24 protein-coding genes and 1 tRNA gene are annotated in these 26,468 nt (G+C 48.0%); 8 read left to right on the top strand and 17 right to left on the bottom strand.

The window, feature by feature from the left end:
• Positions 1 to 21 precede the first annotated feature (21 nt).
• The 5 genes from L4D19_RS05070 to L4D19_RS05050 all read right to left on the bottom strand — a co-directional run bounded on the left by L4D19_RS05070 (position 22) and on the right by L4D19_RS05050 (position 5,680).
• Positions 22 to 882 carry an SDR family oxidoreductase gene (locus tag L4D19_RS05070; RefSeq protein ID WP_428451511.1) on the bottom strand — a complete coding sequence of 287 codons (861 nt, stop codon included), beginning with the start codon at positions 880 to 882 and terminating at the stop codon, positions 22 to 24.
• 5 nt (positions 883 to 887) lie between these two features.
• Positions 888 to 1,760: a [formate-C-acetyltransferase]-activating enzyme gene (locus L4D19_RS05065; RefSeq protein ID WP_428451510.1), complete on the bottom strand. Its 873-nt coding sequence runs from the start codon at positions 1,758 to 1,760 to the stop codon at positions 888 to 890.
• Positions 1,761 to 1,770: 10 nt separating this feature from the next.
• Positions 1,771 to 4,080 carry a formate C-acetyltransferase gene (locus tag L4D19_RS05060; protein WP_428451509.1) on the bottom strand — a complete coding sequence of 770 codons (2,310 nt, stop codon included), beginning with the start codon at positions 4,078 to 4,080 and terminating at the stop codon, positions 1,771 to 1,773.
• A gap of 118 nt (positions 4,081 to 4,198) precedes the next feature.
• Positions 4,199 to 4,516 carry a PTS fructose-like transporter subunit IIB gene (locus L4D19_RS05055; protein ID WP_428451508.1) on the bottom strand — a complete coding sequence of 106 codons (318 nt, stop codon included), beginning with the start codon at positions 4,514 to 4,516 and terminating at the stop codon, positions 4,199 to 4,201.
• A gap of 93 nt (positions 4,517 to 4,609) precedes the next feature.
• Entirely contained in the window at positions 4,610 to 5,680 is a 1,071-nt protein-coding gene (locus tag L4D19_RS05050) for a PTS fructose transporter subunit EIIC (protein ID WP_428451507.1), read from the bottom strand.
• 381 nt (positions 5,681 to 6,061) lie between these two features.
• Between L4D19_RS05050 and ptsP the strand changes: the two genes are divergently transcribed.
• From ptsP to L4D19_RS05015, 7 genes are all read left to right on the top strand, one after another.
• Complete coding sequence (gene ptsP, locus L4D19_RS05045) at positions 6,062 to 8,566, top strand: phosphoenolpyruvate--protein phosphotransferase (RefSeq protein WP_428451506.1); 2,505 nt, start codon at positions 6,062 to 6,064, stop codon at positions 8,564 to 8,566.
• A 60-nt stretch (positions 8,567 to 8,626) separates the two neighbouring features.
• Positions 8,627 to 9,673, top strand: coding sequence for an oxidoreductase (locus L4D19_RS05040; RefSeq protein WP_428451505.1), 1,047 nt, complete (start codon positions 8,627 to 8,629; stop codon positions 9,671 to 9,673).
• A 60-nt stretch (positions 9,674 to 9,733) separates the two neighbouring features.
• Positions 9,734 to 10,831, top strand: a complete 1,098-nt coding sequence (locus L4D19_RS05035; RefSeq protein ID WP_428451504.1) for a glycerol dehydrogenase — start codon at positions 9,734 to 9,736, stop codon at positions 10,829 to 10,831.
• A 7-nt stretch (positions 10,832 to 10,838) separates the two neighbouring features.
• The gene (locus tag L4D19_RS05030) at positions 10,839 to 11,324 is read left to right on the top strand and encodes a heme-degrading domain-containing protein (RefSeq protein ID WP_239412740.1); all 486 of its coding nucleotides are present in this window, start codon (positions 10,839 to 10,841) and stop codon (positions 11,322 to 11,324) included.
• Positions 11,321 to 11,617, top strand: coding sequence for a Dabb family protein (locus L4D19_RS05025; RefSeq protein ID WP_428451503.1), 297 nt, complete (start codon positions 11,321 to 11,323; stop codon positions 11,615 to 11,617). The genes L4D19_RS05030 and L4D19_RS05025 overlap by 4 nt, the downstream gene beginning before the upstream one ends.
• 122 nt (positions 11,618 to 11,739) lie before the next feature.
• Positions 11,740 to 12,732 (top strand): KpsF/GutQ family sugar-phosphate isomerase, encoded by a 993-nt coding sequence (locus L4D19_RS05020; protein WP_428451502.1) that lies wholly within the window; start codon positions 11,740 to 11,742, stop codon positions 12,730 to 12,732.
• 166 nt (positions 12,733 to 12,898) lie between these two features.
• Positions 12,899 to 13,666, top strand: coding sequence for a phytanoyl-CoA dioxygenase family protein (locus tag L4D19_RS05015; protein ID WP_428451501.1), 768 nt, complete (start codon positions 12,899 to 12,901; stop codon positions 13,664 to 13,666).
• A gap of 99 nt (positions 13,667 to 13,765) precedes the next feature.
• Here L4D19_RS05015 and L4D19_RS05010 read toward each other — a convergent pair whose 3' ends face one another.
• The 12 genes from L4D19_RS05010 to L4D19_RS04955 form a co-directional block, all read right to left on the bottom strand.
• Entirely contained in the window at positions 13,766 to 14,623 is an 858-nt protein-coding gene (locus tag L4D19_RS05010; protein WP_428451500.1) for a helix-turn-helix transcriptional regulator, read from the bottom strand.
• A gap of 187 nt (positions 14,624 to 14,810) precedes the next feature.
• Positions 14,811 to 16,016: a hypothetical protein gene (locus L4D19_RS05005; RefSeq protein WP_428451499.1), complete on the bottom strand. Its 1,206-nt coding sequence runs from the start codon at positions 16,014 to 16,016 to the stop codon at positions 14,811 to 14,813.
• Between the two features lie 52 nt (positions 16,017 to 16,068).
• Positions 16,069 to 17,511 carry an OmpH/Skp family outer membrane protein gene (locus L4D19_RS05000; protein ID WP_428451498.1) on the bottom strand — a complete coding sequence of 481 codons (1,443 nt, stop codon included), beginning with the start codon at positions 17,509 to 17,511 and terminating at the stop codon, positions 16,069 to 16,071.
• Between the two features lie 124 nt (positions 17,512 to 17,635).
• Positions 17,636 to 18,556 (bottom strand): LysR family transcriptional regulator, encoded by a 921-nt coding sequence (locus tag L4D19_RS04995; protein ID WP_428451497.1) that lies wholly within the window; start codon positions 18,554 to 18,556, stop codon positions 17,636 to 17,638.
• Between the two features lie 468 nt (positions 18,557 to 19,024).
• Positions 19,025 to 19,115 (bottom strand) — tRNA-Ser (locus tag L4D19_RS04990).
• Positions 19,116 to 19,222: 107 nt separating this feature from the next.
• A complete protein-coding gene (locus L4D19_RS04985; RefSeq protein WP_428451496.1) occupies positions 19,223 to 19,738 on the bottom strand; it encodes a SixA phosphatase family protein in 516 nt (171 codons plus the stop codon).
• Between the two features lie 157 nt (positions 19,739 to 19,895).
• Positions 19,896 to 21,143 (bottom strand): ABC transporter substrate-binding protein, encoded by a 1,248-nt coding sequence (locus L4D19_RS04980; protein ID WP_428451967.1) that lies wholly within the window; start codon positions 21,141 to 21,143, stop codon positions 19,896 to 19,898.
• A 33-nt stretch (positions 21,144 to 21,176) separates the two neighbouring features.
• Positions 21,177 to 22,619: an ATP-binding protein gene (locus tag L4D19_RS04975; protein WP_428451495.1), complete on the bottom strand. Its 1,443-nt coding sequence runs from the start codon at positions 22,617 to 22,619 to the stop codon at positions 21,177 to 21,179.
• Between the two features lie 35 nt (positions 22,620 to 22,654).
• Positions 22,655 to 23,386: a response regulator gene (locus L4D19_RS04970; RefSeq protein WP_075762668.1), complete on the bottom strand. Its 732-nt coding sequence runs from the start codon at positions 23,384 to 23,386 to the stop codon at positions 22,655 to 22,657.
• 375 nt (positions 23,387 to 23,761) lie between these two features.
• Positions 23,762 to 23,968, bottom strand: a complete 207-nt coding sequence (locus L4D19_RS04965) for a DUF3283 family protein (protein ID WP_075762667.1) — start codon at positions 23,966 to 23,968, stop codon at positions 23,762 to 23,764.
• 92 nt (positions 23,969 to 24,060) lie between these two features.
• Positions 24,061 to 24,834 carry a hypothetical protein gene (locus tag L4D19_RS04960; RefSeq protein ID WP_428451494.1) on the bottom strand — a complete coding sequence of 258 codons (774 nt, stop codon included), beginning with the start codon at positions 24,832 to 24,834 and terminating at the stop codon, positions 24,061 to 24,063.
• A 354-nt stretch (positions 24,835 to 25,188) separates the two neighbouring features.
• The gene (locus L4D19_RS04955) at positions 25,189 to 25,704 is read right to left on the bottom strand and encodes an outer membrane beta-barrel protein (protein ID WP_428451493.1); all 516 of its coding nucleotides are present in this window, start codon (positions 25,702 to 25,704) and stop codon (positions 25,189 to 25,191) included.
• Positions 25,705 to 26,280: 576 nt separating this feature from the next.
• Between L4D19_RS04955 and L4D19_RS04950 the strand changes: the two genes are divergently transcribed.
• Positions 26,281 to 26,451 carry a XapX domain-containing protein gene (locus L4D19_RS04950; RefSeq protein WP_128783553.1) on the top strand — a complete coding sequence of 57 codons (171 nt, stop codon included), beginning with the start codon at positions 26,281 to 26,283 and terminating at the stop codon, positions 26,449 to 26,451.
• The last annotated feature ends 17 nt before the right edge of the window (positions 26,452 to 26,468 follow it).

The following is a 26,468-nucleotide window of genomic DNA, read 5'->3' as shown; positions in this document are numbered from 1 at the left end:
GTAAACTCCACTCACTTACTATTAAATCTTAAATCCAAACTCACTCAGGCAGTGACTAATGGCATCCGGGCTCTCGGTAAAAATGATCCCTTGCTTGGCAAGCTTTGAGGTATCAAGACGAACATCCCGTGTTGCCGGCGCGGCGACACCTTCCAGAAGCTGTTCGATACGTGCTTCCTGGCCAAGCTCGACCAAAATATGGCGAGCGATATCGTATCGGCTCAAATCGTTCCTGGCCCCCACATGGTAGGTGTCATAGGGGATATCAAAGATTTTGTCGAATTGGTCAATCAACTCATGTACATAGGTTAACCCGCGGAATTCGTTCGTCCGCTCCACCAGCGTAGTGCCTGAAACCAGATTCTGCAGCGTATTCCAGATCACATTCGGATTAATCGAGGTCTGGCGCTCCGGTAAGCCAAACAGCCAGGTAAACCGGATGATCCAAAGCTCGTCCAGTATCTCCTTCAACTTGCCTTCGGCTTCCAGCTTATTTTGTCCGTAGACAGTATCCGGCACCGGAGTATCCGTCTCGCTATAGGGGCCCGGCTCTTTATTGCCATTGAAGACTTGTTCGGTACTAATGAAAACAAGTTTGCTACCGTATTGGCGGCATGCCTCGGCAACATTTACCGCCCCGTCAATATTAACCTTGCGGGCGATATCCGGGTGCTTGTTACAAAAGTCCGTCACTGCAATTGCAGCGGCATGAATAACGTAATCCGGCTGTATTTCCGCAAAGGTCGCCATGACTTGCTCTTTATCAGTAATATCGAGCTGCTCAACGTCCGTGGCATAAATATCAAACTGATGCTGGTATGCCTTAATAAAACGAGTGCCAAAAAAGCCATTGGCCCCTGTTAATAGAATTTTCTTTTTCATTAGATTCATCCTCCAATAATGACTCGATAACCTGCGGCTTCAACATGGCGGCGAATCGCATCAACCTCACTCGATGTCGGCACCTGCACATCTTTCAACAAGTAGTTCATCTTCAGACTGGTGTATTTATTTGCTCCGTACTGGTGAAAAGGCAACAGGTGGATCTCCTCGATATCAAACGGCTGCAAAAAGCGCAGCACTTTATCAACATTAATCAGGTCCAGGGTATAACCCGGGATTAGCGGAAGACGCGGGATAACACTGATCCCGGCTTCAACCAGCAATGTGAAATTTTTAAGCACCGTGGGCAAATCGATTCCGGTTACAGTCTTCGCCCGCTCAGGATCCATGATCTTGAAGTCAAAAAGCACTTCATCACACATCTTACCGAGAGCCAGCAACTGCCTGGCATTGCCCTGCCCGGTTGTTTCAACGGCTACGGGGTAATTCAGCCCTTTAAGCCGCTTTGCCAGTTCAATCGCAAACGGCGCCTGAGCCATGACTTCACCACCGGATAGCGTCACACCGCCGCCGGAGGTGCGGTAGAACACGCTGTCTTTTTCGATTTCGGCAATGATTTCGTCATACGACATCTCTTTGCCAACCCGTTCAAGCGCGCCGCTAGGGCACTCATCAATGCTCTCACCGGTATCAAGCACGCACTCATCACATTGAATGCATTTCGCCTCTCGCTTAATCACCTGCTGTTTAGGGGAGCGTGACTCAGGGTTGGCGCACCACGGGCAGCTCAGCGGACAGCCCTTAAAGAACACAACCGTCCGGATCCCCAGGCCATCATTGAGCGAATATCGCTGAATGTTGAACACCCTGCCCATTCGCTCATTAGGCTGTTGGAGAATATCCGGATGAGGCGACATCACCTGAGTCCTACAGTTCATGGGCTGTACGGCGGATAATGTCGTCCTGTATTTCTTTGGACAACTCGACGAAGAAAGCACTGTAACCAGCTACCCTTACGACTAGGCTGGCAAAGTCTTCTGGTTTCTCCTGGGCCTTCTTAAGCGTCTCGGCATTTAGCACGTTAAACTGGATGTGCTGTAGCTTCAGCTTCATGAACGCGTGCAGGAAGTCACACAGCTTGTTGAGCCCCTGTTCACCTTCAAGCGTGCTAGGCGTAAACTTGGCATTCAGCAGACTACCGTTAGACAGCAGGTAGTTATCCAGCTTACTGACCGTTTTCAGAACTGCCGTCGGGCCTACTTGGTCCTGCCCCAGCATCGGTGACAACCCGCCATCGGCCAGCTGCTCTTTGGCCAGTCGGCCATCCGGCGTCGCACCAACGACCTCTCCCAAAGGAACATGCGCCGACACTGTGTATGAGCCCGGGGTAAACTTACCGCCACGCGGATTATCGTATTGCTCCACCTCTTTGCAGAACAGGCGCAGCAGATCGGCACTGATCATGTCCACTTCATCAATGTCGTTGCCGTACTTTTCGTAGCGGTTGATCAAACGCGCCCGCACCTTGCTGCCACCTTCATTCTCGAAGTTACTGTTGAGCATCTCGATAAAGTCTGCATAGCCCATCCGCTGCTCTTCAAACACAAACTTTTTCAATGCGTGAAGCGAGTCTGACAGGTTGGCAATACCGATTCCCTGCACGCCCGAGAAGTTATAGCGACTACCGCCTTCGGTTATATCTTTGCCATTATCGATACAGTCATTAATGAATGACGAAAGAAGCGGTACCTGCGCCCAGTCGCGATGGCCGATATCACAAATATTCGAGCCATCGACCATCAGCTTGACGTAATGACAAATGTCCTCGCGGATCTCTGCAATCAGGCTGTCATAGCTGACGTCAGGGCTATGTTGATTGCGTTTGAGCACTAGCTCCATCACTTTCAGCAAGTTAAACATGGCGATATCATGCAGGCCGTATGTCTTACCCGGTATCGACAGCTCGACGCATCCGACAACAGAATAGTCCCGGGCATCCTCTAGCGACACACCGCGGTTGAGGAAGGCCGGAACAACCACCTCATCATTGAAGATCTGCGGGATCCCGGTACCGAGGCGGATAGTCTCCGCTGTTTTTTGCAGAAACTTCCTGTCAATTAGCTCATTGACCCTTACCCCGAGGTTAGGTTGCGGCAACTGGATACTCTGGTAGGCATCAAGACAAAGTGTCGACAGCTCATTGACGGCGCTGTGTCCCGTTTCATTCAGGCCACCCAGCAAAATGGTATAACCGGTCGGAAATCCGGCAAAAAACTTGGCGCTGTTGGTCGAGCGCAACAGTACAATGTCATTGGTCTTAACCCACAGGCTCTCAAGCAATTCCTGCAGCGACGCCTGCGTTTCACCAGCCGCTAATGACGCGCGGTAATAAGGGAGCATATATTGGTCGAAGCGGCCCAGCGACAGCGAACTGGCGTTGGATTCATATTGCAGAATAATGTTCATATACCAAAACAACTGGCACGCTTCGTAGAAATTCTCTGGCGGCGCAATGGCTATTTTTTGCGAGATTCTGGCAATGTTATTCAGCTCGGCGGCTCGCTGAGACTTACCTTCGCGTACACAGCGCTCGGCCATTTCATGCGCCAGCTGCTCATAGCGGCAAATATGCCGGGTGCTGGCCTCGAGCAGTATCTGCACAGCCTTATAAAAATGGTTATCAGGGTGTTGCTCTGCCAGAGAAGTCATTTCACCAACCAGAGCGCCGAGACCATTTTTCAGCAAACGATCATAGTCAACAATGATATGTCCCTGTCCTTTGTCGGTCTGGTTAACCGAAAAGACCTTCTGACTGGTTGCCTCTCTGATGTCGTCCGGGAACTGACTATTAATGAAATCCTTCATCGAACGCTGCGACCAATATGGCAACAACGTCTCGCGGTAGATCTGCTTGTCTTGATCGGAGATAACAAACTTGTCCTGCGGCCGTGAATGGAAGCTATCGAGCTCTTTGTCGATCCAGTATGGGTCCATCTCTGGCGATACAATGCCTGCACGGGGTTTGACGGTGCGGTTACCGGCAATCAGTTCATCGTCACGGATTGCGATCTCAACATTATCCATGACATAGGCTGTTGCCTTGGCACGGCGAATAATGGTGGGCTGCCCTTCTGTCTGCTGATAACTTTCTGTGTATAGCAACGCCCTTTCCAGAGATATCTCACGCGGGGCGGCGAATAAATTGCTTTTCAGACGGTTTATACGTTCTGTCGTCATGGTTGTTCACTCTCCTGCAGGTTGAGCCACTGCTCGTGGAGGAAATAAAAGCAGGGAGATTCTCCCTGCTTAATTCATTCTTCTCTACTGAATGTCATTGTGGGAAGTTGGCGGTCACTTATTGTTTATTGAAGAACGCTTCGACTTTCACCATTACCGCATCAGCACGTTTAACAGCGTCGCTAACACCAATTCGGACCACTGTTTTGCCTTCAAAACGATCTTCGTTCTTAATACCGATATCTTTAGTCAGAATGACCAGGTCAGCGGCCTGAATATCAGCGGCCGTCAGCTCGTTTTCGATACCGATAGAACCCTGAGTTTCAACCTTGCACTCCCACCCTTTACCTTTAGCCGACTGGGAAATGGATTCAGCAGCCATATAGGTATGAGCTACACCAGATGGACACGCGGTTACTGCAATAATCTTTTTCATCTTAATCACCAATTCTTTAATACAAATACTTATTCAATTGTTCAGTCAGCCAAGACACATCACTTCATTTCCGATACTGTCTTGGCCCATCAATTAGTTGATTTCGAAATCAATATCGATATCGTCTTCTGTCTCTTCTACTTTTTCCTGAGGGCGGCGTGCTTTAAGAAAGTTGACCAGCAATGCAGTCACCACAGAACCTACAGCGAGTGCGATGATGAAGCTAAAGCGTCCCTCGACAACCGGCAGCACAATCAAACCACCCCATGCGGCGTAGCTCTTGACCCCCAGAACAGCAGCGGTCACGGCACCGGCAGCAGTACCAATCATGATGGAAGGAATAACTCGTAGCGGATCGGCGGCGGCAAAAGGAATCGCACCTTCGGTGATCCCCATGGTGCCCATTAGGATAGAAGCACGGCCTGCCTCTTGTTCGTTGGCGTCATACAGTTTTTTGCCGATGAATGTTGCCAGCCCCATACCAATAGACGGAACCGCAACCGCAACTGAACTGATACCGGCCACATCATATAAGCCTTCACCGACACAAAGAATTACGAACGCATAGGCCACTTTGTTTACCGGGCCGCCCATATCAAAGGCAATCATCATCCCCATGATGGTGGCAAGAACAACAATGCTTGAGCCCTGCATGCCTTTAAGGAAATCAGTCAATGAAGCCGTTAACGCACCAATTGGTTCACCGATCCCCCACACAATTGCCCCTGCAGTAATGAAGGTACCTACAATAGGAATCACAAAGATAGGCATCACCGAGCGGGCAAATGCAGGCACTTTTATCTTCTTCAGGTAAAAGACAACAATACCGCCGAGCAAACCGGCAAAAATGGCCCCGAAGAAGCCGGTGTTATACATATTCGCGCCGATGAAAGCGGCGATAGCAGATGGTGCCAGAGCAGAACGATCGGCAATCGAGAAACCGATGTACGCAGCCAGAATAGGTACCATCAGCTGAAAACCGGCGACACCAATAAAGAACAAATCATGTAGCCAGGTGCCTTCTTCTGGTACTGCACCTTCACCGTAAATCATGACTGATGCCGCCAGCAGGATACCGCCAGCAACAACAAACGGGATCATATGGGAAACACCTGTCATTAAGTGCTGCCGGGTATTTTTTAATATTGTTATTAAATCTTTCATAACCTCTTCTCCGTTGAGAGCTTTCGTTTCGCTATTAACTATGGAGCAGAGTCAGAGAGGCTGGGAGTAGAAAAAAAACCACTAAACTGGATTATTGTTAGATCGCTATCAAGCTGTGATCTGGCGCACTTAGTTCATGCTTCACTTAGCCAAAACCAACAGCAATTTACTGAATTATAATGATTTATTTTTATTCGCGATGTATTTCATCAAAAATCAAAGCTTGTTCAAGTTCATAGAATCGAGTGGATATTACAATAATCCAGTAGATGTGATTATTTTCCCATAGTCGACACTGGCAACTCGGCATATTGTCATTACATAAATCAAAAACGGGTTGTTTCTCTTAATCTGGCTACAGCCCAATGAAAGGTACTGACGATGACACAAACACTCACTTTTACCTGTGAACTGCCAAACGGTGTTCATGCCCGCCCAGCCAGCCATGTCGAGCAGTTGTGCAACACTTTTGCCGCCGATATCAAATGGGAAAATACCCGCACAGGCAATATCGCCAATGCCAAAAGCGTTCTCTCGTTAATTGGCACTGATACCCTTCAGGGAGACGAATGCATTATCACGGTCTCCGGCGAAGATGAAGCGCAGGCTATAGAGAAGATTACCCACTTCATCAAAAACGAATTCCCCCACTGTGACGAGGCACTGGAAACAACAGAAGAAACGGGTGACTTTGCCCCGCTTCCCCGCAATCTAAGCAACCTCAACCCAGCAATTGTACGTGGCCACTCGGTAAGCTCAGGACAGGGCCGCGGCAAGCTGATCCAGGCTGGCGGCATCAACTTCGACAAATTTACCACTCTGCCGACCTCAAAAGGGATCGACGAAGAGCAAACCGCCTTGGGCAGTGGTCTGGAGCAACTACGTAATGCATTAGTGCTTCAGCAAAGAGCTGACAACGGTACGGCCGTGGCAGTCATTGATGCCCACCTTTCCATCCTGCGTGACGAAGAGTTCAGCGCCAAACTGCTGAGCGGCATCTCCGAGGGAAACAGTGCTGCCAAAGCCATTATCGCAACAGCAAAACATTACGGTAAGCAGTTGCAGCAATCATCCAGTGCCTATCTTCGTGAGCGCGAACTTGATATCCGCGATGTCTGCTTCCAGCTACTCCAGATGATTTACGGCTCGAGCCAGTTTAGTTGCGATAACTCACTGACAGAACCAAGTATCTGCCTGGCCGATGATCTCACGCCAAGCCAATTTCTTGAGCTGGACAAATCTTTGCTCAAAGGCCTGGTATTAACACACGGCGGCAGCACGTCCCATACCGTGATTCTGGCTCGCTCTTTCAATATCCCGACCCTGGTCGGTATTGAAGAAAGTGCCCTGAGTCCTTTTGTTAATCAGGAAGTACTCATCGACTGCAAACAGGGTGTTGTGATCACCACAATTACCCCTGAGCTGGAGCGTTATTACCAGGAAGAGCAGCGGGTCAATGATATTTTGGATGCCCGCCATGCCGAGTACCGCAACCAGCCGGGCCGTACCGCGGATGCCATCAAGCTGGAAGTCGCGGCAAACATTGCCCATGCTATCGAAGCTGAGCCAGCCTTTAACAACGGGGCTGAAAGTATAGGTCTGTTCCGTACCGAAATGCTCTATATGGATCGTACCACCGCCCCGGATGAAGACGAGCTGTACAATATATTCTGCCAGGCTCTTGAGGCCGCCGGTGATAAGTCGATTATTATCCGCACCATGGATATCGGCGGCGACAAGCCAGTCGATTATTTAAATATCCCGACCGAGAACAACCCGTTCCTTGGCTACCGTGCGATTCGTATCTACGAGGAATACATCGAGCTATTCAAAACCCAGCTACGGGGTATTTTGCGGGCGTCGGCGCACGGTTCACTGAAGATAATGATCCCGATGATTTCCTCTGTGGAAGAAATACTGTGGGTCAAAGACGTACTGGCCGAAGTGCGTCAGGAACTGCGAAAAGAAAAAGTACCGTTTGACGAGAAGATCCCGCTCGGCATCATGCTGGAAGTGCCTTCTGTCGCCTTCATCATTGACCAGTGCTGCGAAGAAATCGACTTCTTCTCGATTGGCTCGAACGATCTAACTCAGTACCTCATGGCCGTAGACCGCGACAACGCCAAGGTAACCAAAACCTACAACAGCCTCAACCCGGCCTTCCTGCGCACCTTGGATCATGTTGTCCGCGAAGTACACCGCCACGGCAAGTGGATTGGCCTGTGCGGCGAACTGGGTGCCAAGGGCTCTGTACTGCCATTGCTGGTTGGCCTTGGCCTCGACGAAATCTCAATGAGTGCCCCGTCAATCCCAGCGACAAAAGAGCGACTGTCCAAACTCGACAGCCGCGAGTGTCGCCAGTTGCTCAACAAAGCCATGGCATGCCGGACCGCAATGGAAGTCGAACACCTTTTGGCACAGTTCAGAATGGCGCAGAGCGATGCACCACTCATCACCACCGAGTGCATTGTGCTTGATGCGGATCTTGGCAGCAAAGAAGAGGTGATCAAGACACTTTCAGACAACCTGTATCTGGCCGGACGCTGCCGCTACCCCGACAAGCTTGCCGATGATCTGTGGGCACGTGAGGATGTCTTCTCGACCGGACTCGGATTTGGTTTTGCTATCCCGCACACCAAGTCGGAACATATCGAGCAATCGACCATCAGTGTCGCCAAGCTCGCCCAGCCGATCCTTTGGGGCGAAGACGAGGCACAGTTTGTGATCATGCTTACCCTCAACAAGCACGCTGCCGGTGATCAGCACATGAAGATCTTCTCCAAGCTGGCGCGGAAGATCATGCATATCGACTTCCGAGACAGCCTTCAGAAAGCAACCAGTGCCGAGGAAATCGAACAGCTGCTTCAAAGCGCCATTGCCGACTAGGTAATACTTACTTCGGGGGCCTACGCCACTCTTCACGGCCCCCTCAACCCGGATAATGCTATGACTTCTATTAGAACGGCCCTGGTAGGTTTTGGGATCTCGGGGCAGTGCTTTCAAGCCCCTATTATCGAATCGGTTGATGGCCTTGATTTGGTTGCCGTCGTCTCAACCAATCCCGACAAGGTCAACACTTTCCTGCCCGGTGTGAAAGTCTTCCCGAACCTCGAAGCACTGCTAAGTGACTGCGATGCAGAGCTGGTTGTTATTGCGACACCGAATGACCTCCACTATCCCATGGCCAAGCTGGCTCTCGAGGCAAACCGCCATGTAGTGATCGAAAAGCCATTCGTGATTGACAGCGAAGACGGCGAAGAGCTCATCGAATTAGCCAAACAGAAAGACCGCCTGCTCAGCGTTTACCAGAGCCGCCGCTTTGACGGTGATTTCCTGACTATCCAACACCTCAAAAACTGCAACCAACTAGGCGATATTCACACTTTCTATTCCAGCTATAACCGCTATCGCCCCGAGATAAAAGATCGGTGGCGCGAACAAGATCTGCCGGGGGCCGGAATTCTTTATGATCTGGGTGCCCATCTCATCGATCAGGCGCTGATCTTGTTCGGCATGCCCGATTCCGTCACGGCTCACCTTCGTAATCAGCGTCCCGGCGCTCAGGCCGTTGACCATTTTCATTTGGTGCTCAGCTACCCGGATACGGAGGTGATCCTCCATGGCAACTGTCTCAGTACAGCGCCAGGCCCACGCTTTCAGGTCTTTGGTTCGAAAGGCACCTATATCAAATACGGTATGGACAGCCAGGAAGACGACCTGCGCCAGAACAAAGGCCCCTGGTCAACTAACTGGGGACTCGATCCGGTTGAACATTACGGTTTACTTACCGATAGCAATGGCCACGAACAGCCGCTCAAGACCTTCAAAGGAGGCTATGAAGCCTTCTACCAACTTATCGCAAGTGCCATCCAACATGGTACCCCCTTGCCTGTCGAGCCCAGCGATGCCCTTAATGTCATCAGAGTGATAGAAGCCGCTTACCTGAGCGAACAGCGCGGTTGCCGTATCGAACTGTCACGCTCGCCGACATAAAACAATCAACAAGAACCGATTTCGAAACATACCCAATTAACCATTAATAAGGATTTTGCCATGATTTCAACAACGATTTTTCCCGGCCGATATGTCCAAGGCAAAGACTCTCGTAAGTTGCTGGGCGAAGAACTCGCTCATTTCGGCAGCAAAGGCCTTCTCATCTGTGATCCATTTGTATATGACAACCTTCGCCATGAGTTCGAACCTTATATCAGCAGCCAGGTAGAGATCGACGTCGTACGTTTTGAAGGCGAGTGCTGTGACGAGGAGATCGCCAGACTGGTCGAGCAGCTGAAAGCCTTCGACGGTCAGTTTGTTGTCGGCCTTGGTGGCGGAAAGACATTAGATACCGCAAAAGCCACAGCTTTTGAAGCCAAAGTACCGGTCGCCATTGCTCCGACTCTGGCCGCCAGTGATGCGCCATGCAGTGCGTTGTCTGTGATTTACACCCAGACCGGCGAATTTAAACGTTATCTGGTCTTGCCTACCAACCCGAACCTGGTACTGGTCGATACCCAAATCATTGCTACCGCCCCGACTCGTCTGCTGGTTGCCGGAATGGGTGATGCTCTGGCAACCTGGTTCGAAGCCGAGTCATGCAAGCAGAGCTTTGCCACCAATATGACAGGCCGGTTTGGCTCCATGTCAGCCTATGCACTGGCCCATATCTGCTACACCACCTTGCTGGAATATGGTGCCAAGGCAAAATCAGCCAATGATGCCGGCGTAGTGACTCCTGCCCTTGAGCATATTATCGAGGCCAACACCCTGCTCAGCGGGCTGGGTTTCGAAAGTGGTGGTCTTGCCGCCTCGCATGCGATCCACAACGGCCTGACGATACTCGAGCCTACTCATGCTTACCTGCATGGTGAAAAAGTTGCCTTCGGCGTGCTTTCATCTCTGTTCCTGACCGACAAGCCAGCAGCGAAAATCAACGAAGTCTTTAACTTCTGTGAAGCTGTCGGGCTGCCAGTCACCTTAGAGCAAATTGGCCTGAAAGAGGTCACTGACGAAGAACTCATGGCCGTGGCAGAAGCAAGTTGTGCCGAGGGAGAGACCATTCACAACGAGGCAATGCCGGTCACTAAGGAAATGGTATTTGCCGCGCTGAAAGCAGCTGACGCGGAAGGCAGACTACGCCGTCAAAAGGGTTAACACCATAATGAATGATCTACTCACCGAACTGCTGGCTGAAGAAAGTCGACTGCAGTTTGCCTATTTCAACCACCAGCGCGCATGGGAGCTCGGTTGCGCGCTTAAGGAAGCGGCCGAGCAACTTAACGCCAGTGTCGCTATTGATATTACGGTAAACAATCAGTGCCTGTTCAGCTATGCCATGCACAATACCACCATTGACAACTTGGAATGGATACGTCGAAAACGCAATGTAGTTCATCGTTATCAGCATAGTTCGTGGTATATGGGGAATTATTACAAAGCAAAAGAAAGTACAATTGAGAAAAGTGCTCTGATCGATCCGCGAGAATTTGCGCCCTACGGCGGCAGTTTTCCGTTGACGATCCGCAACACCGGCGTCATTGGGGCAATCTCAGTCTCGGGGTTACCGCAAAAAGAAGATCACCGGCTTATTGTCAATGTACTGGAGCGCTTTCTCGACCCACATGAAACACAGGAAAATCGTGCATGATACGCCACATTCTACTGATTGAGCTCAATCCCGAAGCCAGTCACGAGCAGGTTGATGCCGTCAGGCTTGCTTTCGAGCAGATCCCCGGACAGATTGAGGGCGTTACGGATGTCGAGTGGGGAGTAAATGACAGCCCCGAAGGCAAAAACCAGGCTTTCACCCATTGTGTCTTGATGACCTTTGAAGACGAGACTGCCAGACAGGTCTACCTTCCTCACCCAAAACACGAAGCGCTGAAAGTCATTTTTCGTCCGATCATCAAAAATATTATCGTCTTCGACTATAGTCTCTGACCAGTAATTGAGGTTTAGCACAATGACGTTTAAAGCTCTCAAACTCTCCATCCGCGACTGACACTTTTCCACTATTACGACCAAGCCCTCTCTATCGAGGGCTTATTACATTAAGGGACCTTATGCAAGATTCACGTTTTATTGCCGACATTCATGATGACACTATTATCGGGTTTGGTCGGGACGTTATTCAAACCGAGCTCAACGAGGCCCAACAGCTGTTGCAACGCCTGAAGACAGACTTCGCCGAAGCCTGCAGACTCATTGCCCAATGCCATGGCAAAGTTATCATCACCGGCATCGGCAAATCAGGCCATATCGGAAAGAAAATTGCCGCCTCTCTGGCCTCGACGGGCTCTCCTGCCTTCTTTGTTCACCCGGCCGAGGCATTGCATGGCGATCTGGGTATGGCGACCAAGGGCGATCTTATCATCCTGATCTCCTATTCCGGCGAAGCCAGCGAATTCAAGCTCATGCTACCAAGACTGCAGGAGCTCGAACTAAACACCATCGCAATGACCGGCAATCCATCATCATTTCTGGCCACCAGTTGTGATGTCATCTTGGATATTAGCGCAACCAAAGAAGCCTGCCCGCTCGGCCTGGCTCCGACCTCCAGCGCCGTCAATACTTTGATGATGGGCGATGCGCTTGCTATCTCCGCCATGAGAATGCGTAACTTCGATCACCATGACTTTGCACGCTCTCACCCGGCAGGCAGCCTGGGCGCCAAGCTCCTGTTGAAAGTCGATGCTGTGATAGACACAGCGTTGGCATCACCGCAGTGCTCGCCCCACAGCACGCTCATAGAAGCCATCTCGCTGCTCTGCGCCTCCGGCTTAGGCCTGCTCGCTGTGGTCGAGAACGAGAAGGTTGTCGGGGTATTCACCGATGGTGATCTACGCCGTGCGCTGGCCAAAGAATCTGCCCTGAACCAGAGCGTCGGTGAAACCATGACCCGCAACTTTATCTCATCCCGACAAGGAGAACTCTGCAGTCATGCTCTTACAATAATGCTAGACAACAGCATTACGGCGTTACCGGTACTTGATGACGAACAACGCTTTCTGGGTGTGATCAACCTGACTCAGCTCCATAAAGCTGGTATTTATTAATCGGCAAATAAGGCAGCGACGCACGAAACATAAATACAACAAAGATCACACATGGAAAACAAGTCAACATTAGTCCAGTAAATCTAACTTATGAGCTGATTATCACTTGCGAATGATTCCTTAGGATTGAGTTAACACCAAGCCATAACAAAAAGAGGATCAGCCAATGAGTAAGATAGCCAGCCAACATCTAACAGCCCTGGGTGCCGATATTGCATTGTCTCCAACAATGGTTGACGAATTGGACACCCACGGCTTTACCATAGTCCCCAACATGATTGAGCCAGACTGGCTTGATGAAATGCGCAGAACCTTCGATGCTTTAGTTGAGCGCGAAGGCCAGGATCTGGCAAAAGAGCACCACACAGAGGCAACAGTGACCCGTGTGGCGAATCTCATCAACAAAGGAACGGTATGGGAAAAAGTCTGGAGCCACCCTTTGCTGCTTGCCGCGGCTAAGCACGTTTTCGGCGGCGAGTTTCGGGTATCAAGCCTTAATGGTCGAGAAGCCCACCCCGGCGGCGGCCACCAGCCCCTCCATGGTGACTGGAAGCAGCCAAGACCCGACTTCCCGAGAGTACATGTTCTCAACTCCATTTGGGCCATTGATGATCTAAGTGCTGAGAACGGCTCACCACGGATTATTCCTGGTACGCACAATCGCCCCGAACTACCCGAGGAAGCCTTGCAAGATCCCGACGCCCCGCACCCCGGCGAAATCATCCTCGAATGCCCTGCAGGTAGTGTCATGATCTTCAATGCACACACATGGCATGGTGGCACCATTAACCATATTGGTAGCCGGCGACGCGTGCTGCATGGCTATTTCACCCGCCGTGATGATCCGCAGCAGCAGGATCAGCGTCGCTGGATCACCGAAGCAACACTTAGCCGCCTGACCCCGGCACAAAAGTGGTTACTGGATGTGGACTAATCAGAAAGGTTGTGACAATAAGTAATATCGCTGAGCTTCATCTTAAACAGGGGAAGCTCAGCGACTCATAACAGATTGCCTGAGTGTTACCGCCAACAGCTATGTCAGCTTACTGCGGTAGTGGACTCGATACTCGGACGGTGAACGGTTGGTATTTTTCCGAAACGCCCGGCAGAAGTAATTGCTGTCTTTGAATCCGCAATTATGGGCGACCTCTTTCACCTTCATATCGTATTTTTTCAGCAGGTACTTTGCCTTTTCCAGCCGGGCCTGAATAAGGTAATCCTGAAACTTCACCCCACCCTTGCTATAGAACAACTGCGACAGGTAATTCGGGCAAATATAGAACTCTTTGGCAACGGATTCCCGAGTGATCGATTCTTGATAATGGTGATCGATATAATCCCGAATAGCCTCAAATACCGCATGACCCTTCGACGGTGTCTCGGGCGGGTGAGTGAGGAGTTCCTGTGAATTGCTCAGTAAAGAATGGATTAACAACTGCGCGGTTTGTTGCTCTTCCTGATGCCAGCACAGCTCTTCCAGTGCCCGCAGGATAAACGTACCGGTACGTGGGCCGCGACGAGGTATATGACGCTTTTGCGGTGCCTCAAACCCTTCGCCATTCCAATGCAACAGGCTAAATCCCAGGCTCTGACGACCGAACAGCAGACTCAGCGTGGTCACCGGCTCGGTGAAAGTCGGTTTGTTCCAGCAAAAGTCAGGAAGATACAACACTTTCCCCGGCACCAGTTCAATGTCGACAGACTCACCATCCTGGGTCGCTATCTGCATCGGCAAACGCCCCTCCAACACCAGCTCGATCCGCGGAAAATCAACCTGATAGGCAAGCTCCGGCGGCGCTGGCTGGTTACCGCCAAATAACACCTGTTCAAACGGGCGCGCCTGCCCCACTAACTCACTGATAGCCTTCTCTATTGATAAGTTGTTATCCATAAGAATCTAAGCCAACTTCAGTCCATTAAATGACAGTATTATAAGTAATTATCGTACTTCGGCCCTGTTTCACATCACAGTAATGGCTATGTTTACCTTAAGCTTCTTATTAATAAGTGTACGACTCAATTGCAGAAACAATAAAAAGGACAGCAATAGCTGTCCTTTTCTATATATCATAATATTATTACCAGCGTCGCTCCTTACCTGTTATTCCTTCGAGTGCTTCGCCAATAGCCATCATGCCCAAAGTAAACTGCGCATCTGCGGATAAAACATGATCTAAAGTGATTTTCCACTCTCCATCCTGATAAACAAAAGTTCTTGGTTTGTTCTGCATCGTGGAACGAATATGTTTCTTTCTGTTGCTTGGATCAAAGAGCTCAATATCGGCAGTCACACTGCACCGATATGTATCTTCAGCCCCTTTCTGTTCACAGTTATCTAGCGATAACGTATGAATATTCACTTTCCAGTCTATCTCATCGACAATCAATTCTACCTGATCCTCAATCTCACTAGCTCTTGGGGAGCTTGAAGAAAAAAGAACGAAACTTGCACATACCACTGTCACGACACTAGCAACTATGAATACCATCCGCTTACTATTTACAGGTAAGCTTTTACTATTGATAGTATTGGTAACTTGCTGAGTCTGTAGTTGTAAACTGTCTTTTATTTGCTGGTTGTCACTCAAGATCTTTTGCCCAAGCTGAGTAACTTTTTGCGTCTTATCTTTTGCTATCTCAGCAACGCCTCCATGACTATCTAACTGTTGATTAAGTTGAGACTTCCCCTTTTCAACCGTTGCCTGTAGACCAGAGAGTGATTGAGACGCTAACTGTTCGATGGATTGCTTAGACAATGCCTGCTTGAACTCAGAAGCACTTGGGTAGCCAACATTGTTTACCTTATACTTGGGTGCAACTAAGGCGATGATACAGGCGATTAGGCTTGGAATAGTTAACCATGCTAGGCCAACATATTCTTTAAAATATTCTGGCCTATCAAGTTTACGAAAATAGTCGTAACCTGTTTGTTTGGACAAAAAGTAAACATCATCTTGAAATAACCTTGTCGCCGACTGTAGCGCATCAATACCCACGAAATGATCAATAAAAGGCAATGCAATAATTAAAGCAATTGCTGCCAGCAATAAAATACGGCACCAACGCAAAGATGCACCTATCAGGTAAGCACCACAAGCAGGCAGCAATATAAATGCCAGTGACCATATCGGGTAGACATGCGTCAGACTCAGAGATAAGTCTCGGTCTTGAATAATAGGTTGGGACAAAGAGAAAAGTAAAAATAAAGGCGCAAGCGCGTATAGTGCATTTGGCCATTTAACGACACGCTTAATCAGTGCCACAATAGAAGTCTGTTCGGTCATTTTTGATACTAAAATTGAGTAGCCGGCCCGCTGATGAGCCGACTAATGGTGATCAGAAAAGTTGTTGATGAATTCGGTCCAAGGCACCACTCTTACTGTTTGAGTAGAGCGAGATATTGTCATGTAGTCGGAGTTCTCCCTCAGAATTAGCAAGCGCAGATCCATTCCATAGGTAAGCTGACTTTTGACCCGAAACATAAGTAGAGGTTGAAATAAACAGGTAGGCAATATTGGCTTGTTCTACACCATTAGGTAAATCAAAACCGCTTTCTTCCACAGCAAACGGAATTAGACTCTGTTCTAATTGCTGCCTGATTTTCTTAACATATATTCGGTCAGAAACACCGTTGTAGTCCTTGAATACTCGAGTATCGTTGTTAATGCGGACATTTTGCACTCCTCGTGTATATCCCATCGCTTTTTCAAAGCCTTTAGACTCCAAGTTCAAGGTACGATCTTCATTGATCAATCCTTCTGGATAACGAGATATATTCCGTTTAATGCTGCTAACAGCGTATTCTGCATCTTTTAGCGAACGCCCATATTTATTTTTCGCAATGGTCTCTTTCTTGCGTAGTTCATGCCGTGCTTGATCTCTTAGGTTTTCTGCGTAACCAAGCTTAATATAGTGCTCACGATCAGCAGCTTCTGCTTTTTCTACAATAGCATCTAGGTCTGCTTTCGTTTTCTCATCCAAACGCAAAGTATATTTGTTATAGCTTAAATTGTATTCATATTCGTAAACACAGATGGTTTCACCGCCAGTTGCCTTCATGAGTGTACCGCGGTAATCAGCTTTCTCTTTACGGCTCTTATTGCAGGTTTGTCCATTTCTGAAGTTTTCAATATTACTGAAATCAACGTCAACACCTACCTTATTCACACTGATTGGGAGCTCATTATCAATGATGTGTTGATCAATAGCCTTATTCGCTTTATCCAATAGCTCTTTCGCCGTTTGTTTATGCTGGTTGTATGCCGCATCTTTTGTTTTAAAATCAGCTGACGCAACCTTCAGAAAGGCTTTTTGCTCGTTAAGCTTTGCGGTTGCGGTGTCTAAATCAGCAAGAAGAGGTTTGATGTCTTTCTCTAATCGCTCAATTGTCAGTTGCTTTCGCTGCTCTTGTGCTTTGAGATATTGCTCAATATTCGTTTTATATTGTTTCACTCGCTCTACAAGGCGAGTGGTATCAACACCTTTGATAGCAGATAAATTCTTGATATGTTTATCAAGTTCAGCAACTGGATCTTGTGTATTGCGTGCAAAACTACGTGAACCAACGGCACTTTCGGCGGCTGATACCTGCGAAATAATGCTTGATACGTACTCTTTGTCTAAGAATGAGCCCTTAATTTTACTGGCATCAAGCAGCGCTCCCTCATAGCTTGAAAAATCCATATTGTTATCATCATGAGCTTTAAACTCTACATCGTTTCCACACCCAGTTAGAGTAATAGCAAGGCCAAGTAAGCCAAGCTTTTTTATAGTTTTCATTTCAGTTTTCCATGTGTATATGTTCAACCAGAATTCTATAAAAATTTAACTCCCCTCCGAGTTATATTAGATATTAGGAAAAGGTATTGTTATTAAATTAACATTCATAAGCCCGAGCTATGCTCTAATGCATATACATATCGCTAGCAATGGATTTGCACACATTCCTAAACCAACGATGATGAGGATCGTTATTACGAGTTGGATGCCAGAACATGGACACCGATATTTCTTCATCAAAGAACGATGGCTGTAGAAGATTTAGTTGATGAGACTCGATAGAAGCTGATAATGACTTGCATGGAACCATCGCGACGTAATCGGTATTTTTCACCATATTCAGCATGTCAGTTGCATTGTTGACTCGTAAAGCAATTTCTCTCTTATCAAGCACTGATGATACATCTAACCCCTTATTCGTCATATAGTTTTCATCTTGAGGATTGTGGGCATAAGCAATATGTTTTTCCGAAAGAAATGCTTCATCTGAAATAGTTTGGCCTGACAACCTCGGATGTTCTGACCTACAAACTACGGACATCTGTTCGTAAAATAAACTTTGCGAATTGAGCTGTTTATGCTGACCTAAGTCTGCTTCCAACACCAAATCAATTTCTTGTAGCCTCAGCTTCTGACTAACTTGCTCTGAAACCAGTGGTACGACACAAAGCCTCACTAAAGGTGCATGCACAGAGAGATATTTAATCACTTCAAGCAAGAGCGAGTTATTGATCACACTCAACCCTGAAAGAGTGAATTCTTTATCACAGGTAACTGGATCGAAACGCTGGTACCTAGGCAGAGTACGCGAGATCTGGCTTAGTGCCCTGGACAAATCAGGGTAGATACTCTGGGCATATTTGGTAACTTCTACACCGTGGCGATGGCGAACAAACAAGGTGTCATCAAAAAGCTCTCGAAGCTTATTGACGTTTTGGCTAACCGCAGACTGACTCACTCCTAACTTTTTTGCAGCTTGAGTGTAATTTTTCTCTTCGACTATTGCGACAAAAGTAGGGATCAAGGCGTAATCAGAAGGTTTCATCGTAGAAATTCGGGGGCTTATAAAAAATGGTGTTCATTATAACGCAAGCACTCTTATAAACTCCACTAATAACAATTATCACAATAGTGATGGTGTGCGTAATTTAAGCAGAGAAAGTAGTACATAACTTTAATCAATCCTATGGAGGGTAATTCCTAATACTTATAAAGACAAAAGCCCAGCATCTCTGCTGGGCTTCCAAATGTGGCGGAGTGCTTCGAGGGTATTACGGATTTGAACCCTATATTTTAGATATAAAAAAACCGCTAATTTCTTAGCGGTTTTCTTTAAAAGTGGCGGAGAGATAGGGATTTACTGCTCGCAAGCTCGCGCCCTTCGGGCTATCGGCAGAGCCGATGTGCTTTCGCTTCGCTCAGGTGACCCCTCGTCTAGGCTTCTTCACCCTATCTCATTCTCTGCCAAGCAACAGATGTAAAAAAGCCAGCAATTAAGCTGGCTTTTCAAATGTGGCGGAGAGATAGGGATTTGAACCCTAGATACGCTACAAACGTATGCCGGTTTTCAAGACCGGTGCTTTCAACCACTCAGCCATCTCTCCGTAAGTGCGGCGAATAATACAGAGGACATTTAAGCTTGTAAAGCATCATTGAGGCCTTCATCTATCAAGTGGCGAAGTTTGCAGCAGAGTAGCAACCTACGGGCGGTTTACTCGTCATCCCGCATCACAAATACCTTCTTTTTTCGCTTTGGGTAGTCGTAATAGATAGCCTCGGCCTGTTCACTAACTACAGCCTGCCAACAGTCAACTTCAAAAGCAAACACCGCTACGCCGCAGGTTGGAATATTATCGATGTGCAAGCCCAGCATGCTAACCAAATCATTGATCGCCGGGTTATGACATACCACCATCAGGCGATCGACTTGTGTCGAGCTGTCTTTGATAACATCTAGCAAATCGAAGGCCGACTCGGTATAGAGTTCAGAACGCGTTTCCAGTTTAGGCTCGCTGGAAAGCCCCTTGGAGAAGAAATACGCGGTCTGAGCAGCTCTTAATGCCGAACTGGAAAGAATAAGCTGAGGGCCAGTTTGCCAGGCATTAAGGCGATGCACCATCTCAGGCGCACTCTTCAATCCTCGATCGTTCAGTGGGCGCTCATGATCATCGAGTGTCGGATCGTCCCAGGAAGACTTTGCATGGCGAACTAGAAATAGTAGCTTCATTCTCAATATACCCTCCAGCGTTGCGCATACGTCGATACTCATTCCGTTTGGTATAAGTATATAGATCCCTTTTTAAAACGTGGTAAAGGGAAAGAGACAAACCCGATGAAATAGGCATGAGAGGAAGGTCGGCCTTGGTCTCCAAGGCCGGAATAGTTTACAAGGCGGCTTTGACTGCACGTGCCAGTTTGCTGGCCGTCTTTTCAGGATTGGGATCCTTGGCATTAAAGAAATTGGTCACCACATCGAATATAGCAGCCTGAACGTAACTCGTTGTTGCGAGGCCTTGCGAGACACTCGGCACCAGCCCGCCATTAGTGGATGTCGACTTAAACGTTGCCATCGAATCCAGTGCGCACTTATCAAAGCGGCTCATATCCATATCCAGTCGAACAGGAATCGACCCTTTGTTCAGGTTGAAGATTTCCTGAAAATCTTTATCGAGTATGGTTCGTGCCAAGTCCTTCTGTGCCTTGCGATCTGCTTCCTCGCTGAGTTTAAAGAACGCAAAGCTGTCGATATTGTAGGTGAACTGACCCTGGGTGCCCGGCGCAGAAACACAGAGATAATCTTTGCCCGGCGTTTTATCGGCAGCTGCAAATTCACCTTTGGCCCAGTCACCCATAATCTGCATGGCAGCCTCGCCGTTGATCACCATCGATGTAGCCGAATTCCAGCTCCTTCCCCGGTATTTAGGATCAATGTAATCACGCATTTTTCTGAACTGGGTGAAAACCTCTGTCATCCCTTCGCCTGACAATACATCCATGTCCAAATCAACAAAGGCTTTTTGGTAATCCTCGGCACCCAGTACGGCAAGAGCTACCGCTTCAAACAATGTAATGTCCTGCCATGGCTGACCGCCGTGCGCCAGAGGGATGAAACCAGCCGCTTTGACCTTATCGGCCACCTTGAAAAACTCATCCAGGGTTGTCGGTACCGATGCGCCGGATTTTTTCAGTACGTCTGGATTGACCCACAACCAGTTAACACGGTGTACGTTCACCGGCACGGCGACATAGTCACCATCGTATTTCATCACTTTGGTCACTACTTCCGGCAACACGCTGTCCCAGTTTTCTTCCCTGGCAACATCACTCAAATCAGTAAGAAACCCCAAACGGCCCCATTCCTGAATATCATGTCCCTTAATTTGAGCTGCTGACGGTGGGTTACCCGATACCGCCCGGGTTTTCAGAACGGTCATGGCACTTTCACCGCCACCACCGGCAATCGCGAAATCTTTCCAACTATTGCCTTGCTCTTCCATCAGCCCTTTCAGGACCGACACCGATTTAGCCTCGCCCCCGGAAGTCCACCAGTGGAGTACCTCCACTTCACCGGCATGGGACGCGGCAGCCATCAAGGACAGGGTAATTGCTGACAGTGTCTGTTTTAGTTTCATCATCTCGCTCTTACTACAAAACGGCCAGTGGCACTATTCTTTCAGCAGGCGGGGAATATAGACTTTCACTTCCAGCCCGCCTTCTTTGGCATTATGAATAGTCATATCACCGCCGTGGGCGTGAATAATATTTCGGGCTATTCCCATTCCTAAACCATGCCCTTCGTCATCCTTGGCAATCCGGAAATACGGTTCAAAAACGGCCTCAAGCATTTCTTCAGGAATACCCTCCCCTTTATCTTTGATGATCAGCACCAGGGCGTCAGACTCATCCGAAACAATTAGACTCACTTCGTGACCATATTTGACACCATTGTCGATAAGGTTACTCAGACAACGCTTCAGCGCCAGTGGCTTACCTGTCATCGGGGCTATCTTGGAATTAGGAATATGCACCTTTATCCGTTTGGTGTTATGGCGCTCAGCTATACTGCGCAGCATTTCTGACAAATCGACCTGAGTCAGATTCTCATGAAGGTCGGTGTCTTTAACTGTTTGCAGCGCACCCTTGACCATCATTTCAAGTTCATCGAGGTCACGGTTGAATTTCTCAATCTTCGCCTCATCATCAATCAGCTCGGCGCGTAATCGCAATCTAGTGATTGGCGTTTTCAAATCATGGGAGATCGCCGAAAACAGGTGTTCCCTGTCGTCGATATAACGCCGCAAGCGAAGCTGCATACGGTTAAAGGCCTGCGTGGCTGTCACTAGTTCACTGGCTCCCTCTTCTACCAGCGGCGGCTGATAGATGTCCAGACTGAGCGCATTGGCCGCGTTTGCCAGTCGCTTAAGCGGCTTGGTCTGGCGACGGATCATAAAATAGGTGAACACCAACAACAGCGTAGTGATAAAGATAAGGAAGATCACCTGCTGCTTGGTAATGATCTCATCTTCCAGCGTCACATAGGGTGACGGCAGCAAGGCGGCAATATACAACCATTCATTGGTTGCAAGCTCTAACTGTACTACCAAAATCGGCGGGTTAAACGGCTCCAGGCTCAAAGTGTAATGCGCCCAGGAACGAGGAAGATCGGTCAGTAAAATATCATTTTTCAGAACATGCAGGGTTTCCGGGCGGGAAAACTCAACCCGGATAACATCCAATCGAGGTAATTTCTCGCTCAACACTTCTTCAAACACCCTGACCGCAGTATTTTTCATCTTCGAGGAGGGAATGGGATCAATCAGAATTTCTTCTTCGTTAAACGAAACAAAGAAACGGGTACCACCCATGTTCCGAAGCTGATCCAAAACGATATGACGGTATTCTAGAGGCAGTGACTGAAAGAAGGTGACCGTCGATGCAAACATGTTGGCCATACTGGCCGACGCCGACTCAAGCCCTTCCAAATCCCGCTGTTTTGACTGCCCGTACCAAATAATGGTTGCAATCAGCTGGGCCAGAAATACCGCCAGTAGGGTAAACCACAAGGTGCGCGCCAGAAGAGACTTCGGCCACCATTTTTTCCAATTCATGTCTCAATGCCTTCTTCGGTCACATCCGGGCGAAATTATTCTTCGTAGGTTACTTCGGCATTGAATGAATAACCGTTACCTCGGCTGGTTTTGATCAGCCTTTGCTGTGTTCCTTTGTCACCCAGACGTTGACGTAGGCGGCTCAGCTGAACATCAATACCACGTTCAGAGGGGTGTGCCTCACGGCCACGGGTTGCAAACGAGATAGTATCGCGATCCAGCACCTCATTCGGACGGGTAAGGAAGAGCATCAGCAAGGCAAAGTCACTGCCGGACAGCTCATAGTCCTTGCCTTTTTCCAAATCAAACAGACGCTGCGAAGCCGTTTCCAAACGCCAGTTAGCGAACCTAATCGCTTTAGGGGTGGCCGGAGCTGCCTGCTGGGCTTCCTCGGTTGTTTTCACCCTGCGCATCAAAGCTTTTATACGGGCCATCAGCTGACGAGGGCTGAATGGCTTGGCGATATAATCATCCGCCCCTAACTCGAGGCCGATGATCTGATCCATCTCGTCTGAGACAGCCGTCAGCATAATAATAGGTACGTCGGACGTTTTACGTATGTACTGACACAAGGTGAAGCCATCATCTCCGGGCATCATGACATCCAATAAAATGAGATCGGGATAACCCAAAGCCAACCGACGCTTCATTTCTTCGCCTTCGGCAGCCGTTGTTACCGTAAACCCTGCTTTCGTCAGGTATTCATCCAATAGCTCGCGAATCTCCTGATCGTCATCAACAACAAGGACCTTCTTGCTCGCACTCATTTCGTCTTCCTTTTATACCGGGCAGCCCCAACTTGCCAATAAATGCCTACAAACACTCTGCCTGAGCTAACGGGCACCGGTGTATTACCAAATAGTTAATCCAGAATATCTAGGTTGCCGAAGCCAGAAAACATCAGTACCCCATCCGGTTATGTCTCTTCCTAAGATACCAGACCATACAGAAAAAGGCGCGCATTATGCCTCAGAATCATGAACTTCGCGAATATCACTAAGCAGCTACGCTATATTGAGGCCAAAAAGAAATAAAAAGCGCACGCAAAAAATACAGCCAGATCAAAAAAGCTGCCATCGGCAGCCTTTCATTCAAATCATACGTCTGTTTGGCAAACGGTTCATAGAACACATTGAGTGAAACTATGCCACGCCCATCTGAGACTTGTATTTACTGACGGAACGCTCGAAAAAATCTCGTTCGTCATCATCGTCGATATTGTTACTCAGCTCGGCAAATACCTCATACCCCTTCTTGGCATTTTTAACTTGCCATACGGCGTAGGCCGCCTGCTTGTCGAGTTCAATACGATTTTTTTCAGCGTCAGATAATAGCGTTAGATTATGCATAGCCCAGTACCAAGGTAAAACACAGCGCCGATATTAGCCGATTTTTAGCTTCAGACCAATTCTTTAACCCAAGCTACCTCAAGATACAGGGCTTAGAAACCTAGATGCATTTTCAAGATAATAAAAAAGCCAACCAGTACCCCGGTAACCAAGGCTACGCTCAGCACCGGGCTTAACGTTGACGAGCAAGGATTATGCAGAGCATCAGTCAAAGTCGGTTCGCTGTCATCAGGCACCTTCTGGCCTTTCAACTGCTCTGCAACATAATAGGTTACTGTCTCAATTGATTCCTCGGCAGAATCTATCACTTGGGCACCAAACCATTTTTCGCTATCCACCAACTGATAGCCTTCTACCATCCGGGGCTTACTGAACAATCCGGTCCGTTTGTCTATCACCGACACGGCACGTTGCTCGTCATCTGCATACCACACCCAACATGGTAAGTAGTTCCCCTGAATCTTAACTTTACTGGGATAAGGATAATGGGTATCTGCCATCACCTTCATTAACTGCTCTTTGGAGAGCATCAGATAATGCAGTTGCTGCAGGCAGTGTTCGAGCCAGTGAGGAAAGTTGTTTCGATAGGATGTCTGACGCAACGGTGCAAGACGTGCTGCACCGCGCACGACATATTCGGTTACCTGGTTGCTCACCGGCTCATTGTCGGCCCAGAATGATTCAGCCATGACTTTTGGCAAGGTTAATCGCTGGCAAATAGAGCCACTCGGTGCAACTAATAATAATTGCTGCTCATCAGAGTCATTAACATCCTGGTACTGAACCTGCCACGGACGGGTTAACTTACGAAGGATAGCAGCATTAACCCTTGCAACTGTTGCCTGGTAATGCTCATAGTTTGACATTTTCTACCCTCCGCTGATGACCTCAAATTGTTAAGCTCATAGTAAAGGATTACAAGTACATCGACCTTGATCAGTTTCGTCTTTTCATCAATTTATCCTGCCTAAGCTAGAAATAAACTGAGGAATAATTACTTTCAGCAATCTCTTTGCGTAGTTTTATTCTGGCTACACATTAAACTCGGTGACGGATATTAATTCCGTCCCAATAAATGATATGAGTTATCAATATACTTCTCGGTTACATTTACTGACTATCAATAAAAGGTAAGCCGCAACGGTGTGATAAAACAAATCAGACAATTAAAAAAAGCTGCATAACGCAGCTTTTTAAATACTTAATATAGACAGCCAAACCTACAAGCTAATATCCACACCAACGACAACAGCATTGTTTGTTACTTCGCCCATATCACGGTACTCGTAACCCAGGCTCAAATCCACAAGTGGTAACAGGGTAAGAACGAAACCCGCACCGCCAGTAAATGCCCAACCGTCATCAGTGGCTTTTACGCCATCTCTTGCGACATCGACATCATAAAAGTTAGTACCCGCTTTGGCGTACAGGCTACCGATCAACAAAGGTAGATCGCCTCGCAATGTAACCGGAAAGGCTGTGTAGTCAATATCGTTCTTAGACGCCGACAGATTTGAATCTACCTCGCCGCTGCCCTGGACAACACCAGCATTAATACTGAAGAAGTCATTCAATGCGTAGCTGGCATTCAGGCCGTACTCATAGCCGTATTCTTTATTACCTTGAAAATCTAACTGAGCGGCACCTGCTGTCGCACCGACCGATAAGCCAAAGATATCGGCACTGGCCGGTAGAGCCGTCAATGCCAACATGGCAGCTAGCAACGTTTTCTTCATGGTTACATTCCCTCGTCTAAAATTTGCGTAGTTAAATAGAACCCAATCATTTGTAATCTTTATTATTACTTAGAATTTCACAAGAACATACCGTAAACCCTGCGCATTCGCTCATTTCCGTGTGCAGACTCACCTCAACGTCACATTTTGCTCCTAGCCTTATGAGGCTCTGTCCATAAAAAAGGCTGCAGATTAGGTCCGAGACAGGCTCGATTCAGATGAAATCCATTACAAGATCACACATTAAAGATTCATGTTTCATTGCCTGACTATTTGAGTTTTCTTAACCACAAATACACGTAAATACTTGATAGATAAAAGTTATAAGGGTGACCCATGAATTTATCTTCTGAATATAAACCATCAAAAAGCAAACGCTTCCCTTCCCAGTTTCAACAGAATTGGTAATCAAGGCGCTATTTTTAGATAATAGGGAAACAAATTGTGATCAAGATCGCGAGAATATAAGAGCGCGTTCCTTACACTTGCTCTATCAAACGGCAACAACAAAAAGGCGCCATTTAGAGCAGCCTCACAAGCCGTCACAAACTTATGCAACACACAGAGGGTAAACACATGAACGAGATTCTGCTTGCGGTTTTTGCAGGGCTAATTGTTGGCGTATTTTTTTCTGCCATCAAACTTCCGCTTCCTGCGCCACCTGTACTGCCGGGCATTATGGGTATCGTAGGTGTTTACCTTGGTGGCATTGCATACCAAAATATTGTTGAACGTTTTTTCTCTTAAGTCCCCCGTATTTTATT

Origin of the sequence: Photobacterium kasasachensis, assembly GCF_050336885.1 — a bacterium.
Taxonomy (GTDB): domain Bacteria; phylum Pseudomonadota; class Gammaproteobacteria; order Enterobacterales; family Vibrionaceae; genus Photobacterium; species Photobacterium kasasachensis.
This window is presented reverse-complemented; position numbering and strand designations above follow the sequence as displayed.